Source organism: Colwellia psychrerythraea 34H (assembly GCF_000012325.1).
In the GTDB taxonomy this organism is placed as follows: Bacteria; Pseudomonadota; Gammaproteobacteria; order Enterobacterales; family Alteromonadaceae; genus Colwellia; species Colwellia psychrerythraea_A.
On record NC_003910.7, the window covers coordinates 936,587 to 951,061 of the forward strand.

General features: G+C 38.9%; 10 protein-coding genes. 6 read left to right on the forward strand and 4 right to left on the reverse strand.

Annotated features, from left to right (window positions below; all coding sequences use genetic code 11):
• Positions 1-51 precede the first annotated feature (51 nt).
• Both CPS_RS04135 and CPS_RS04140 read right to left on the reverse strand, forming a co-directional pair.
• A complete protein-coding gene (locus CPS_RS04135) occupies positions 52-1,095 on the reverse strand; it encodes an NADP-dependent oxidoreductase (protein WP_011041774.1) in 1,044 nt (347 codons plus the stop codon).
• A 218-nt stretch (positions 1,096-1,313) separates the two neighbouring features.
• A complete protein-coding gene (locus tag CPS_RS04140; RefSeq protein ID WP_011041776.1) occupies positions 1,314-2,003 on the reverse strand; it encodes a type 1 glutamine amidotransferase domain-containing protein in 690 nt (229 codons plus the stop codon).
• Positions 2,004-2,152: 149 nt separating this feature from the next.
• Between CPS_RS04140 and CPS_RS04145 the strand changes: the two genes are divergently transcribed.
• The 4 genes from CPS_RS04145 to CPS_RS04160 all read left to right on the forward strand — a co-directional run bounded on the left by CPS_RS04145 (position 2,153) and on the right by CPS_RS04160 (position 7,344).
• Positions 2,153-3,049, forward strand: a complete 897-nt coding sequence (locus tag CPS_RS04145; RefSeq protein WP_011041777.1) for a LysR family transcriptional regulator — start codon at positions 2,153-2,155, stop codon at positions 3,047-3,049.
• Positions 3,050-3,215: 166 nt separating this feature from the next.
• Positions 3,216-4,166: an extracellular catalytic domain type 1 short-chain-length polyhydroxyalkanoate depolymerase gene (locus CPS_RS04150; RefSeq protein WP_138140233.1), complete on the forward strand. Its 951-nt coding sequence runs from the start codon at positions 3,216-3,218 to the stop codon at positions 4,164-4,166.
• 140 nt (positions 4,167-4,306) lie between these two features.
• Complete coding sequence (locus CPS_RS04155; RefSeq protein WP_011041779.1) at positions 4,307-6,559, forward strand: TonB-dependent receptor; 2,253 nt, start codon at positions 4,307-4,309, stop codon at positions 6,557-6,559.
• 113 nt (positions 6,560-6,672) lie between these two features.
• Entirely contained in the window at positions 6,673-7,344 is a 672-nt protein-coding gene (locus tag CPS_RS04160) for a response regulator transcription factor (RefSeq protein WP_011041780.1), read from the forward strand.
• Positions 7,345-7,465: 121 nt separating this feature from the next.
• Here the strand turns inward: CPS_RS04160 and CPS_RS04165 are convergent, their stop codons facing one another.
• Positions 7,466-8,431 (reverse strand): DUF4382 domain-containing protein, encoded by a 966-nt coding sequence (locus CPS_RS04165; RefSeq protein ID WP_011041781.1) that lies wholly within the window; start codon positions 8,429-8,431, stop codon positions 7,466-7,468.
• Between the two features lie 154 nt (positions 8,432-8,585).
• On the reverse strand, positions 8,586-12,092 hold the full coding sequence (locus CPS_RS04170; protein WP_011041782.1) for a PAS domain-containing hybrid sensor histidine kinase/response regulator: 3,507 nt from the start codon (positions 12,090-12,092) through the stop codon (positions 8,586-8,588).
• A 209-nt stretch (positions 12,093-12,301) separates the two neighbouring features.
• Between CPS_RS04170 and CPS_RS04175 the strand changes: the two genes are divergently transcribed.
• Both CPS_RS04175 and CPS_RS04180 read left to right on the forward strand, forming a co-directional pair.
• A complete protein-coding gene (locus CPS_RS04175) occupies positions 12,302-13,498 on the forward strand; it encodes an MFS transporter (protein WP_011041783.1) in 1,197 nt (398 codons plus the stop codon).
• The gene (locus tag CPS_RS04180) at positions 13,486-14,469 is read left to right on the forward strand and encodes an alpha/beta hydrolase (protein ID WP_011041784.1); all 984 of its coding nucleotides are present in this window, start codon (positions 13,486-13,488) and stop codon (positions 14,467-14,469) included. Before CPS_RS04175 ends, CPS_RS04180 begins: the two co-directional genes overlap by 13 nt.
• Positions 14,470-14,475 lie beyond the last annotated feature (6 nt).

The following is a 14,475-nucleotide window of genomic DNA, read 5'->3' on the forward strand; positions in this document are numbered from 1 at the left end:
ACTCGGTACCAATCTAGATGTACTTTGAAGGTTAACGGGTATATAGCTTAGTTATGTTAAGTCATCAGGACCAACACGAACTACTAACTTGCCAAAGTTCTTGCCTTCCAACAAACCAATAAATGACGATACGCTATTTTCTAAGCCTTCTACTCTGTGCTCTTTGTATTTGATCTTTCCTTCACTAAGCCATGTCATCATCGCTTTATTAAATTCGCCATAACGGTGGCCATAGTCATCAAATACGATGAAACCTTGCATTTTAGCGCGCTTAACCAATAATGTGCCCATTAACGAAGACATACGATCAGGACCATCAGGTAATTCAGTGGCATTATATTGTGAAATAAGGCCACATAAAGGAATACGAGACTTAGGATTAAGTAGCGGTAATACGGCATCAAAGACTTTACCGCCAACATTTTCAAAGTAAACGTCGATACCATCAGTACAAGTTTTTGCCAGTAGGGTAGCTAATTCATCACTGTGGTGATCTAAACAGGCATCAAAACCAAGGGTATCAACGGCATATTGGCACTTCTCAGTACCACCCGCTATACCAATCACTTTACAGCCTTGTATTTTAGCAATTTGCCCTACTAAACTACCTACGGCACCTGTTGCAGCTGCGACGACAACTGTCTCCCCAGCTTTTGGTTGGCCAATATCTAATAATCCCATATAGGCAGTTAAACCCGGCATACCGAGAACTCCTAGTGCATAAGATGGGTTTGAAATATCATTACCTAACTTAAGTAGGTCAACGCCATTTGATATGCTGTAATCCTGCCAGCCACCAAAAGAAACAACCCAATCTCCTTGTTGGTAATCAGCATGCTTCGATTCTTCGACTCTACAAACAGTGCCACCAACCATTACCTCATTTAATGCTACGGGATCGGCGTAAGATTTTGCATCATTCATACGACCTCTCATATAGGGATCTAATGAAAGATATACCGTACGTAATAATACTTCACCCTGTTTTGGGCTAGGCTTGGCTGTTTGTGCTAGTGTAAAGTTGTCGTGGCTTGGCGCACCAAAAGGACGTGAAGCTAACAATATTTGTCGATTTACTTGTTTGTTTTGATTCATTAGTAATTCTCTTTTTAAGCAGTAAATAAAAGTTATGTCGTTATAGCAATCAGACTAACTCAGTAATCTTTTTAAATGGCCTTGTTCTTGAAAAATCACTCTTATTGCTTATGTTGCAATGAAGTTGAGCCATTCATCATTCTGATTGGTATTAAAGAGTCAGCACTAAATTGAATAAGATAATTTTGCTCAAAAAACTCAGTGCTGAGCAGAAGTCATTAACCGTTTAGTTGTCTCATTAATTTTTCAGCGACTAAGATTGAACTGGCTGGGTTTTGACCCGAAATGAGTAAACCGTCTTGAACAGCAAAGGCATGCCAATCTTCAACTTTTTGATAGTCAGCACCGCGTTTGATCAATTCATCTTCGAGTAAAAAAGGCACAATGTCGGTTAGCTGTACAGCGTCTTCTTCAGTGTTGGTAAAACCTGAAACCGCTTTACCCTTAACTGCATACTCACCGTTACTATCTTTAACGTTTAATAAAGCGGCAGTAGCATGACAAACAGCTGCAACAGGTTTGCTAGCTGCAATAAACTGTTCAATCAATTGGATGGAATTGGTATTGTCTGTTAAATCCCATAAAGGGCCATGTCCACCTGGGTAAAATACCGCATCAAAATCTTCACTGTTGATTTGCGCTAGAACCTGAGTATTGGCTATAAGGTTTTGGCTTTCAGCATCTTCGAAATAACGCTTGGTTGCTGTTGTTTGAAAATCATCTAATTCACTAGTCGGATCGATTGGCGCTTGTCCTCCTGCTGGAGAAGCTAAGGTAACGTTTATGCCTGCATCTTTAAACGCGTAATAAGGGGCTGCAAACTCTTCTACCCAAAAGCCTGTTTTCTTTCCAGTGTTACCTAATTCAGCGTGTGATGTTAATACCATTAATATGTTTTTAGTTTGCATTGTAAACCTCGATATTTAAATTATTGCCAGGGATGTTTCATTGACGGTAAGTGTAGTTGAGTAGAGCTAAGCTAACAATGCAGATTATATAGACTTCTTTGTATCAATAAATGATACAATAAGGGTATGATCATCTTGATAGGTTAATGATGAATATTTCTTTTGAACAGCTAAAAAGTATGGTTGTTTTTGCCCAAGTGATTGAGCAGGGTACGCTCAGTGGTGCTGCTAAACATATTGGACTCTCTCGTGCGGTGGTGAGTTACCATATAAAAAAACTTGAAGCTCAATTAGGTATAAAACTACTGAATCGCTCTACTCGCACTATTTCAGCGACTGAAGCAGGGCTTGAGTATTATCAATATTGCCGCGTTATCGCTGAGCAAGCATCAGCGGCTAATCGACAGATTGAAAATCTTAAACATGAACCGGTCGGTTTATTAAAGATTACCTGTCCAGTTAATGTTGGTTTGCAAACTATTGTTCCTGCACTTAATGAGTTTCGTACCATTTACCCTAAAATTGAACTTGATGTCATGCTTACGGATGAAGTGGTAAATATTATCAAAGAAGGCATAGACCTAGCTATTCGTGGTGCTCCTTTAGCCGATTCAGGCCTACAAGCAGCAAAATTATCAACACTCAGCACTTGTCTTTGTGGCTCACCCGCATATTTTGAAAAGTTTGGTTTTCCTAAACACCCAACGGAGCTGAATAAACATCAATGGGTGCTGTATAAGTTAACTGCGGGTTCGCTCGAGCTGACAAAAGGTAGTCGTTCTTTTAGCATTGAAATGAAAGGCACAATCAGCACAAATAATGCGGCAGCAAGAACCGCTTTTGTTGAAGGTGGCCACGGTCTAGGTCGTATTCCTGTTTATGATGCAAAACCTAGAATCAAAGCAGGGCAGTTGCTTTCGGTACTTGATGATTACGATATGAGGGATATTCATGTCTATGGGGTATTTCCTCCAGGGAATGCCGAGTCGAAGAAATTGCGGTTGTTGATAGATTTTTTAAAAGCATACTTCTTAAAGAATCAGTAAGCGGGCCAGCCTTTGGTTATCCACTTTGTTTGCTATTTCGTAAATTAAATTAAGATCTTTCACCCATAGAACATTCAGTTAAATCTTGCTTGGCACTAAAGTACCATACAGAGCTACGTGGCATTGCGCCATTATTGTCATACGACAAAACCTGAATATTGATACTATGTTACATAAATTAAAGCCACTCTTGTGGACGTTCTTATGCGGCCTTAGTTGTTCCGCAATTGCTACCTCTCATCCATTAGAAAACTTTCAGCCTTTAACTGATTTTGGTGATAACCCTGGCAACTTAGCGGCAAGTTACTTTCAACCGACCAAGCAATCTAAATCCCTTGTGGTATTTCTACACGGATGCGTGCAGCAAGGTGAAACCTTAGCAAAACAAAGTGGCTTTGTTTCGCTTGCTAAACAACATAATTTCACTCTGTTACTACCACAGCAAAGTAAAAAAAATAATGTTACCTCCTGTTTTAATTGGTTCTCAGAGCAAGATAGCGACAAGGATCAAGGGGAGGTGTTGTCGATCAAAAATATGATCCTCGCACTAAAGGCGCAGTCAGAATTTGACCATGTATTTATTGCAGGCCTTTCCGCTGGCGGTGCTATGACCAGTGCATTGTTAGTTCACTATCCTGAACTCTTCTCTGCTGGCGCTGTTATTGCGGGTTTACCTTATCCTTGTGCTAATAATTTGGCTAAAGCAATTTCTTGCATGAGAAATGGCCCTTCACAGTCATCAGTCGAACTAGCTAGCTTAGCAAAGCACGGTAATGAAGCCGTTAAACAATGGCCGAGGCTTATTGTCATCACGGGCAGTAAAGATAAAGTTGTCAATCCCAAAAATTCCCAGAGCTTAGCTTTGCAGTGGTCAAAGCTTTCAGAAACTGCATTGAAACCAAGTAAATCCTTACTCGCAGATTATCAGCAAACACTTTGGCAAAATAAAGAAGAGCCTGTGCAAGTTAAGTTGGTTGAAATTAATGAAATTGGTCACGGTTTAAGCGTTAATTCTAGTTACAAAAATAGAGATGCGAGTGCGGACTTTTTATATGAATCTTCGTTTGATAGTGCTATGAATATCATCGAATTTTGGGGTGTAAAAGGTAAAAGTTGATAATATTCAGTAACTAACCTCTATGGTACTATAGTACAAATTAACTTTGTCTAGTTTTGTTATAGAGTTTAAACATCAGTAAAAACATCAAAAAAAATCTTAAAACAACTGATTCAATAAAATTATAATAAGGCACTACTATGAAACGCTATAACAAAAAATTAAGTTACCTCGCTTTAGCTATTGCCAGCGCGTTAACCACTAACATTGCCCTTGCAGAAGAAGCAAATGAATCAACAAGCGCTCAAGATAACTCAGGTCTTGAACGTATTGAAGTTACCGCTCGTAAAACCGTAGAGACTCTGCAGAATGTTCCTGTCGCCGTTACCTCTATTGGTGCAGAACAACTTGAACAGAACGGTATTAGCGTGATGACAGAAGTTCAGCAATTCTCACCAAATACTACCTTACAAAGTAGCCGTGGTACTAACTCAACATTGACCGCCTTTATCCGCGGTGTTGGTCAAGAGGATCCTTTATGGGGTTATGAACCGGGCGTTGGTATTTATGTTGATGACGTATATATTGCACGTCCACAAGGCGCTGTGCTTGATATTCTTGATGTTGAACGTATTGAAGTATTACGTGGTCCACAAGGTAGTTTATACGGAAAAAACACCATAGGTGGCGCAATCAAATATGTCACCAAAAAAATGTCAGGAGATGCGGAGTTTGACATAAAAGCAACTTTTGGTAATTACGCACGTCAAGATTATAAAGTGGCTGGTGCGGTGCCAGTAGTTGATGACAAACTCTATGTTGGTTTTGCTTTAGCCAGCTTATCTCGTGATGGTTACGGTGAGTTTTTACAATCAGGCTTACCTGGGCAAGATTTAGAAAACTATAACAAGGATGTTTTTGCTGGTCGAGTAACGGTTGAATTTACCCCTACAGATGATTGGTTCTTCCGTTTTAATTACGATAATACCCAAGATGATTCCAACGCTAAAGGTGGTTACCGTTTATTACCTAGTATAGTAACCGATGCGCCTATACCTGATAGTGTATATGATTCATATACAAGCTTACCAACCAAAAATGTGGTTGAGAATGAAGGCTGGAGTTTAACCGCTGAATATTATATTAATGATTATTGGTCATTAAAATCAGTGACGGCAGCTCGTGAGAATTATTCTCCAACGAATATTGATTTTGATAATACTCCTTTACAAATTTTTGATGTACCAGCTATTTATGATGATGAGCAATTCTCGCAAGAAATTCAGTTAAATTATAATGGAGATAACTTATCATTTGTTTCTGGATTATATTATTTTGATGGCGAGTCATGCGGTCATTATGACGCCATCATTTTTCAAAGTTTAACAGCAGAAAAAAGTGGTTGTAATAATAGCGAAAGTTATGCTGTTTATGCACAAGGTTCATATAATCTGACTGAAAAGTTATCGTTTACTTTAGGTGCTCGTTATACAGAAGAAGAAAAATATGCGAATGTAAATGATGATCTCCGCTTTTCAATAGAATACCCAGAGTCAAACTGGATTCCTGGGTATACACGTGGAGATTTACCAGTAACAGAAGTATTAAATGGCAACAAAACTTGGTCACGTTTCACACCTAAAGTGGGTGTCGAGTACCAAGTTGATGAAGATATGATGGTATTTGCTAGTTATTCACAAGGTTTCAAATCGGGTACCTTTAATCCTCGTGCATCAACTAATGAACCAGCAGTAAATCCAGAAATAGTTGATTCTGTTGAGCTTGGTATAAAAAGTGAGTGGTTTAATCAATTACGTGTTAATGCAACAGTTTTTGCACTAGAACATAAAGACCGTCAATACAAAAGTGTGGTACCAAATGAAGATCCTACCGTGTTAGATTCACGCTTAGGTAACATTGGTCAATCTGAAGCGATAGGTTTAGAGCTTGAAGTGGAATATGCTGCAACAGAGTCACTAAGCTTTAACTTTGCTTTGGGTTATATTGATAGTGAATTTACTGAAGTATTAAGCTGGAATGGTAATGGTTATGATGATATTTCTGATATTTATACTGTAGCCAATACGCCAGATACTACAGCTAATTTTGGTGTCACTTACGATATTGAAACTTCTGTTGGTACTTTTGTTATAAATAGTAATTATTACTATCGTGACGATTATGCTTTGGTTGAACTTGATAATAGGTTGACTCAAGATGCTTATGGTTTACTTAACTTGGGTATAAATTGGTACAGTAATGAAGGTGATTGGACTGCCGCTCTACATTGGAAAAATATTACTGATGAAGAGTATATGGTGGGTGCTTATGACTTTACTGGCGGCCAAGATGAAGAGGGTAATTGGTTACCTGGCTTTGGTGGCGATACTACACTTATTGCTTATTATGGTGACCCAACAACTATTTCATTAACTATTGGCTATCAGTTTTAAGTATTGGCTCGTTTAATGTAGGACAATACCAAGTAGTGAATTCAGAGTAAAAAGAGCTGGCACTTGTCAGCTCTTTTTTTCATACTGGATTAAGAATCATGTAGGAGCGTTAAATGTCACAAGCAAAAGTTATTATTGCCGATGATCATCCGTTATTTCGTACGGCACTTAAACAAGCAATTATCGAATGTATTGATGATGCCGGCACGTTAGAAGCCGACAACTTTAGTGAACTATTAATTGCTATTGAAGCCACTCCGAGTCTAGAAATCGTTTTTCTCGATTTGCATATGCCAGGTAATGATGGTTTTACCGGACTTACTCAGCTGCAAAACCACTACCCCGATTTAGTGGTGATTATGGTGTCTTCTGATGATAATGATGAGACCATGCAAAAAGCGATTAACTTTGGTGCTGCAGCATTTATTCCTAAATCAGCCGACTTGACTACCATTGCTAGTGCCATTGATACAGTATTGATGGGTGATATTTGGTTACCTGAATTGATAGAAAAAAATGCAGGCCAACAAACCGCACTTGCTCATCAAAAACTCGCTAAACAGCTAGGACAATTAACGCCGCAACAGTACGTAGTGTTAACTCAAATTGCTGATGGTCAACTCAATAAGCAGATTGCTTATTATCTCAACATCAAAGAAACTACAGTGAAAAAACATGTTTCAGCTATTTTGGAAAAGTTGGAAGTGAATAATCGAACGTTAGCAGGGCTTGCTTATCAGCAGCTGATGTTGTCGCCAACAGAGAATGTTAATAGCCCCATCTAAACTATTCTTAGTAGGCTGCCGGAACTAATTTTACGCAGTGAGCGTTATATTGTGTGATAAAAGGCCAAAAAAAGACCAAGCAAAGTGCTTGGTCTAATAAAATATCTCAGATCATATACCGTTAAAAGTTCACTTCATTGGTATTACCCGCTGAAACATTAACTGCTTGTGAGTTCCCTTCAGGCGATGGGATCACCAGTTGGTCATATTGAACATTATCATCGACCTCGGTATTACATCGAAGTGCTACGGTATAATCACCTTCAGGTACAAAACCAATGCTATAGTTGCCATCAACAGCAACCGTTGTTGCTGCTAAGGGCTCAATTGCAGTGGGTATTTCGCCAATAAAGCTTTCATCATTACTATCAAATAAATCCGCTAGCGTTGTTGGTGCTTCATCATATAAATAAACCATACAAGGCCCTAAATTGGTGTTTTCTGCTGAAACAGTACCTGTTATATCACCATATAAGCTAACAATACGAACACCATGAGGTTTAATGATATAACCATTTTTTGCCGGATCATTACCACGTAACACTAACGATTTTGTCAGGTCAAACTCTATGGTGTAGGCAGGTTTATTATCTACTTGTACGGCATCGCTGTGCACTGTAAATTCACCAAGCTTTAAGCGTGAGCTAGGCACTTTAATGTCATATTCTGTAGCATCATTGTCTAATATGACATAAGAGCCAGCATCAACAACCACTAACTCCATAGTATAAACACCAGTCGCTAAAGTGATGCCTTGGGCCTCATCAACAATTTTCATTTGCGCTATGCCAGTAAAATCGAGTAAATTTACTTGAATGGTATCTACAATATCGCCATCTTCGTTGGTAAATTCTTCTATCAATACTTCTTGTTTACCATTGTTATCATCAGTATTAGTGAGCTTAATGCTATCAATTTCAATAGCGACTACCTCTGCTTCTTCTACTGGCGCATCACTCATACCTAATGAGAATTTAGCCTGTTCGAGCTCTTTATCTAGAACCAAGTCTTGCTTATCTGAGCCACCACAAGCGCTTAGCAACAAACTGGCTAATACAAGTGAGGTTAGGGGGATTTTATTTAACATAGTAGGGCCTACAAATTTTTTAGTAAAAACTAAGTGATAGAATTATTTGAAACTTATTAGGAAAAGCCAAAAAATGGTTTCATAAAAGTAGAAATAAATTTAGGATATATGTCTAATAATATATGAAAGCTGATGCGTTTACTATTTTATCATTTTATAACACGGTCGACGTTATCTGTCTGATCAAACGTTTTAACGCTAATGATTTAACGGGTTTTCGTAAAAATAGAAAATTTGCATCGCTGGTGTGTTGCCTAACTTGTTCAGAAGGATCGGCAGAGCAGATCACACAAGGGCTTTGCCAATGCTCTTTACGTAATAAATGGCTTACCAAATCAACGCCATTGGTATTATTATCGAGATGGTAATCAGCAATGATGAAGCGAGCGGGTTGTTGCATTTCAGTCACAATCTTAGTTAGCGATTCTTTATCTTTCGCGGTATAAACCAAACAGCCCCATTCAATCAATTGTGAAGATATAGCGGTTAACATCAACGCATCATTATCAATAACTAATACTGACATATCAGCAAAGTCTTCATTGATAGTAACGGTATTTTTAATGTCATGGCTTGCTGTTTTATTCGGTATTTTGTTAGATAAGTTACCTGGTAGATTGACGGCTTTATGCTCAACTCTCGGTAGCTCAAGCATAAAGCATGTGCCTTTTCCTACGGTCGATTTAAGTGATATTTTCAAATCGAGTAACGAAGCCATACGTTCGGCAATAGCTAAGCCTAATCCTAGACCTGGTATCTCACGATTTTGGTCTAATCGCTCAAACTCTTGAAAAATAGTCAGTTGTTTATCGACCGCTATCCCCGGGCCGTTATCCCAAACTTCAATACGGACAACGTCTTTTTTGTGGCGAACACCTAAAACTATTTTGTTGGTAATACCGGCTTTGTCACCGGTTTTATCACGGCAATAATGTACAGCGTTTGATAAAAAATTTTGTAGTATTCTACGTAACATACGCTTATCGGAATTTACCCATGTTGAACTAGGTTGATAACTAAAGCTAATGTCATCTTGTTGGGCTAAAACGGTAAACTCATTCTTTAACGGTATTAATAACTCATCTAACGCAAAGTGGTTCTTCTCAATAATGTCTAAGTTATTATCAAGACGTGAGATTTCGACTAAATCGGAAAGTAGCGCTTCAACAACATTCAATGAATCGTCAATATTATTAGCCAGTTGTGCTAATTCGTCATTTTCGACTTTCTTTTTCAGCATCGAAGTAAATAGTGACAACGCATTAAAGGGCTGCATTAAGTCATGGCTGGCGGCAGCTAAAAAACGTGTTTTACTGCTGTTGGCTGCTTCAGCTTCTGCTTTAGCACGTCTCAGCTCTTGCGTTCTTTCTTCAACACGCCTTTCTAAACTTTCGTTAGCTTTTTGTAAGGCTTTTTCTGCTTCAATATGGGCGGTAATATCAGAAAAGGTGCTAACAAAACCGCCACCAGGCATTGATTGCCCCCTAATTTCTAATACCACGCCATTGGGCATAGAACGCTGAAAGTAATGGTTATGCCCCATACGCATATGCTCAATACGTCGGGTAATTAAATCTTCACCTTCGTCGTGCCTACTAGCGCTTTCTCCAGTACCTGTACCTGTAATTATGCCTTTGGCAATGTTATAGCGTAATAACTCTTCAATAGGCTTTCCTGCACAGACAAACCCTTCAGGATAATCAAGCAATTGAATATAGCGTTGATTCCAAGCAACTAAGCGCATATCGGCGTCAATGACACTAATACCTTGTTCAATATTCTCTACCCCTGATTGTAATAACTCGCGGTTAAAGCGAAACATTTGGTTGGCTTCATCGACAATACTTACAACATCTTCTAGCGGCATATCCTGAGATGTTGAGGCTGCTTTCATTACCATGCGTGTTGAAGCTGAGCCTAGTACACCCGAAAGCTGTAGACGAGTGTATTCAATGTTACTTTCGTTTTTTTCACTGCTTTTAGCAAAGGTCATTAACGCTTCAGCAGCCGGTTTATCAATAAAGCGTACTAATAAACTGTATAAATCATCGAGGGATAAATTCCGTTCAAACTGATTTTGGCTTTTATTGACAAAATATTCGGCTTGTAATTTTTCACCGACACTGCGTTGGCTGATTAATGAGACAACAACGTAACAGATAACGTTGAGCAGCAAACTGTAAAAAACACCATGGCTAGTACTATCTAAAAAATCAACGCCAAAGAGGGCAGTAGGTTTTAACCAAGTCATTTGCCATAAGCCTGTTTCAATCCACTGGCTGTTGGGGATTAATGCTGGTAATAACAGGGTATAGAGCCAGACGATACTGCCGACAACCAAGCCCGTTAATGCTGCCTTTGCATTGGCTTTACGCCAGTACAAAGCACCAATGGTCGCTGGGGCAAATTGTGAGAGTAAAACAAATGATAATAAGCCGATGGTGGCAAGGTGATTTTGCTGAGCAATGATACGCTCGAAAATGAAGGCAAGAAGAAGAATTATGGCGATAGAACCACGACGCAGGTTAAGCAATAGCCCAGACATTTGTTGTTTTTGTTTGGTATTAAACAATCGAAACTTTAATACCAGTGGCGTTAATACTTCGGTTGATACCATGGTACTCAATACAATAGCGGCGACGATTACCATGCTGGTTGCTGCAGCTAAGCCACCAATATAAACCGTAATGCCAAGCCAAGCTTGTTGGTAAAAAAGTGGGAGAGTTAACACATAAGTATCGGCATCGACACTGCCGCCGGGGAAGGTTAACTGCCCAGCAATTGCGATAGGTAAAATAAAAACATTAATAAGTAATAGGTATAAAGGAAACAGCCAACGGGCAGTTTTTAACTCTTGTTGATGGTGATTTTCAATCATCATCATATGAAACTGCTGAGGTAAGATAAATATAGTAATCGCCCCTAATACTGCTTGTGCTACTGCAAGATAAACAGAATTAGTGCCAGTAATTGAGCTGATATTTTCACCTTGGTTGATTAAGTCGGTAAAACCATCAAAAACATAGAAGGTGGCAAAAATACCTACTGCTGTTAAGGCAAACAATTTAATAACAGAGCTAAAAGCGATGGCCAGTACTAACCCTTGATTTTGTTTATTGGCGGCTATTTGGCGCGTACCAAATAAAATACTGAAAAAGATAAGTACGATAGTCACCACAAAAGCAGTGCTGATACCCGACTGATAAGTACCGGTTAATAGATCAAAACTGGTACTGATGGCGCGAAGTTGTAGCGCGATATAGGGGATAATACCCGTTAGTGCAACAAGGGTAACCAGCGCAGCAACTTTAGGTGAACGGTCGTAGCGAAAGGCAATAAAATCAGCAATGGAAGTTAAATTTTGCTGCTTAACGATCAGGAGAATTTTGTGTAGCATTGGCCAAGCCAGCACTAAACAAAGAATAGAGCCGATATAAATTGGTGCGAGCCATGCCCCTGTGGTCGCTGCTTGTCCAACGGTGCCATAAAATGCCCATGAGCTACAGCTAACGCCCAGCGATAAACTATAAACCCAAGGTTTACAGCTCCAATTTTCAGATGCTTGATTTTGTCCCCAATGGGCAACAATAAAAAGTACTGCCAAATAAGCAATGGACAGTATCGTGATAAGCCAAGTATCGAGTGAAAGCCAAACTAACAAGAACTATCCTTTATGGTGTGATCTGTCTCAAAAATAATGTACCAAGCGATTAACTTATTTAAGTTAGCGATTAATATGAATATATATAGCACTATGGTCAGCATAACACGGCCTATCTAACGGGGTAGTGAACTAAGGTAGTAGTTATTTGCTAACAGTCATACGCTAATCTAAAGGTAAATATTTACCTTGATTAGAAACTATCATATATGAAAATCAGTAACAAATACTTGGTTGAAGCCATTGTTTTTATTAGTTATGTACTATTTGCTATGGCTTGGGTAGGCGGCACAGCAAGTATGGGGCAAATAATGTCGGCTATGCACATAGATAGTTTAGCTTCTGCAAGCTTTATCAGTGGCGCGGTAACCTTGGCAAAAATTGTTGGTACGTTCGCTGCTGCTTGGGTTGCGTTAAAGTTTGGCCTTAAGTATGCTTTTTTTATTGCTAGCTTGTTTATAGCCATTGGTTTATTAACGCCCTTTGCTCCTAACTATGAATTGTTATTGCTAAGTCGATTCCTGATGGGATTAGGTGGAGCGTTCATGATCGTCTACTTCAACCCTATTGTTATGCAATGGTTTCCAGTTAATGAACGCCCTGTTATTAACGGTCTTAACGCGGTTGCTTTTAATATTGGTACGGGTGTCGTGTTATGGAAAATGACCGCAATCAACCAATTCACTGGGGATTGGAAAATTAGTTTGATTAGCTTTTCAATTGCTAGTTTATTGCTAAGTTTTGTTTGGCTATTGGTAAATTTTGAACCTGAGACTCAGGGACACGACCAAGAGAGTCAAACCGTCGAAAATTACAGTTATATTGATGGTCTAAAGGATAAATTTATTTGGGCTTACGGCTTAACTTATTCGGGTTTATTGGCATTTTATATCTGTCTATTTACTTTTTACCCTAAAGCCGGCATTAGCCAGAGTAAGTGGGTGATAGGTTTTGGTATTGTTGGTACATTAGCGGGCATTATTTACAGTAAAAAAATGCCACTTCGTTTACCTGTTATTCGATGGTCTGGTGCTATGATGGTGCTGACTATTATTGGGGTATCTTTTAGTAGCAGTGTTTGGTTACAAACTCTATCTGCCATTGTATTAGGATTTTTTATTTTCTTCCCTATCACTGCGCTGGTTTCTATTCCACATGAGTTACCTAAAATGACAGGGCAACGTATTACCGTAGTATTTAGTTTTTTCTATTCAATCAGCTACTTACTTTCTACTGTTATCTTATGGCTATTTGGTAAATTAGTGGATATGAATCAAGGTGATTATACCGCTTCATTTATTCTCATTTCATTAATAAGTAGTACCTTTTTTATTGGCAGTTTTTTCTTGCCTGAAACGGGTAAGGTTAAAGAATTAACAATTAAGGATAAATTATGCGCGGAATAATATCCCCCAAGTTAGTACCACTTCTTGAGCAAGCAAATATTGCCATTGCTGCGGCCAAAGCAACCGGGCAGGGCTTTAGTGCTGAATTAGTTAGACAGGGCTTAGATAATTTATCGGCGTTAATGGGGGCAGGGCCAAATATAGCGATAGTAAAAGATTCTTTTTTAGCGACCTCTAGCCATAATATTCCAGTTCGTATTTATAATCCTGCGCCTAATGATATGTTGCCAGTATTACTACATTTTCATGGCGGCGGACATATGTGTGGCAGTGCCGATTTATATGATCCCATCAGTCGTAAACTCGCGCTTGCTACTCAGGCTATTGTCATTTGTGTTGATTATCGATTAGCACCTGAATACCCATATCCAGCAGGCTTGGATGATTGTCAGCAAGTACTTGAACGCTATCAAAGCCTTCTGACAGAAATGAAGTATAGTGATGAACTCTATATTGCTGGTGATAGTGCTGGTGGAGCCATCTGTACTAGTTTAGTAATGAATAACTTAATTAATGAAAAGACCAGTAATTCGATAAAAATTGATAAGCAAATTTTGGTTTATCCGAGTGTGGATTACACCATGGCGAGTGCTTCTATTGATGAAAATGGTCAAGGTTTCTTATTAGAAAAAGATAAAATGCATTGGTACTTTCAGCAGTACTTCCAAGTAAGCAGTTTAGAGCAAGATGAAATCACGCAAGCTAAAATAGTGAAAGCATCACCATTACTTGGTAAGTTTTCAGCGAATATGCCAACAACTTTGGTCATTACTGCTGGATGCGACCCGCTAAGAGATGAAGGTGTCGCTTATGCTAAATCGTTGGATGAGGTCGGCGTAAATGTTGAACACCATTCTTTTGATGGTATGACTCACGCCTATATGTTGCTAAATGATTTAGTTAGCGATGAATGCCAACAAACTTATCAGCTCATTGGACAATTTGTTAAAGCAGGTATTAATGACCAATAATTTTAC

Coding starts and splice junctions, on each gene's coding strand:
- CPS_RS04135 (WP_011041774.1), bottom strand. CDS start 1,095: ATGAATCAAAACAAACAAGTAAATCGACAAATATTGTTAGCTTCACGT.
- CPS_RS04140 (WP_011041776.1), bottom strand. CDS start 2,003: ATGCAAACTAAAAACATATTAATGGTATTAACATCACACGCTGAATTA.
- CPS_RS04145 (WP_011041777.1), top strand. CDS start 2,153: ATGAATATTTCTTTTGAACAGCTAAAAAGTATGGTTGTTTTTGCCCAA.
- CPS_RS04150 (WP_138140233.1), top strand. CDS start 3,216: ATGTTACATAAATTAAAGCCACTCTTGTGGACGTTCTTATGCGGCCTT.
- CPS_RS04155 (WP_011041779.1), top strand. CDS start 4,307: ATGAAACGCTATAACAAAAAATTAAGTTACCTCGCTTTAGCTATTGCC.
- CPS_RS04160 (WP_011041780.1), top strand. CDS start 6,673: ATGTCACAAGCAAAAGTTATTATTGCCGATGATCATCCGTTATTTCGT.
- CPS_RS04165 (WP_011041781.1), bottom strand. CDS start 8,431: ATGTTAAATAAAATCCCCCTAACCTCACTTGTATTAGCCAGTTTGTTG.
- CPS_RS04175 (WP_011041783.1), top strand. CDS start 12,302: ATGAAAATCAGTAACAAATACTTGGTTGAAGCCATTGTTTTTATTAGT.
- CPS_RS04180 (WP_011041784.1), top strand. CDS start 13,486: ATGCGCGGAATAATATCCCCCAAGTTAGTACCACTTCTTGAGCAAGCA.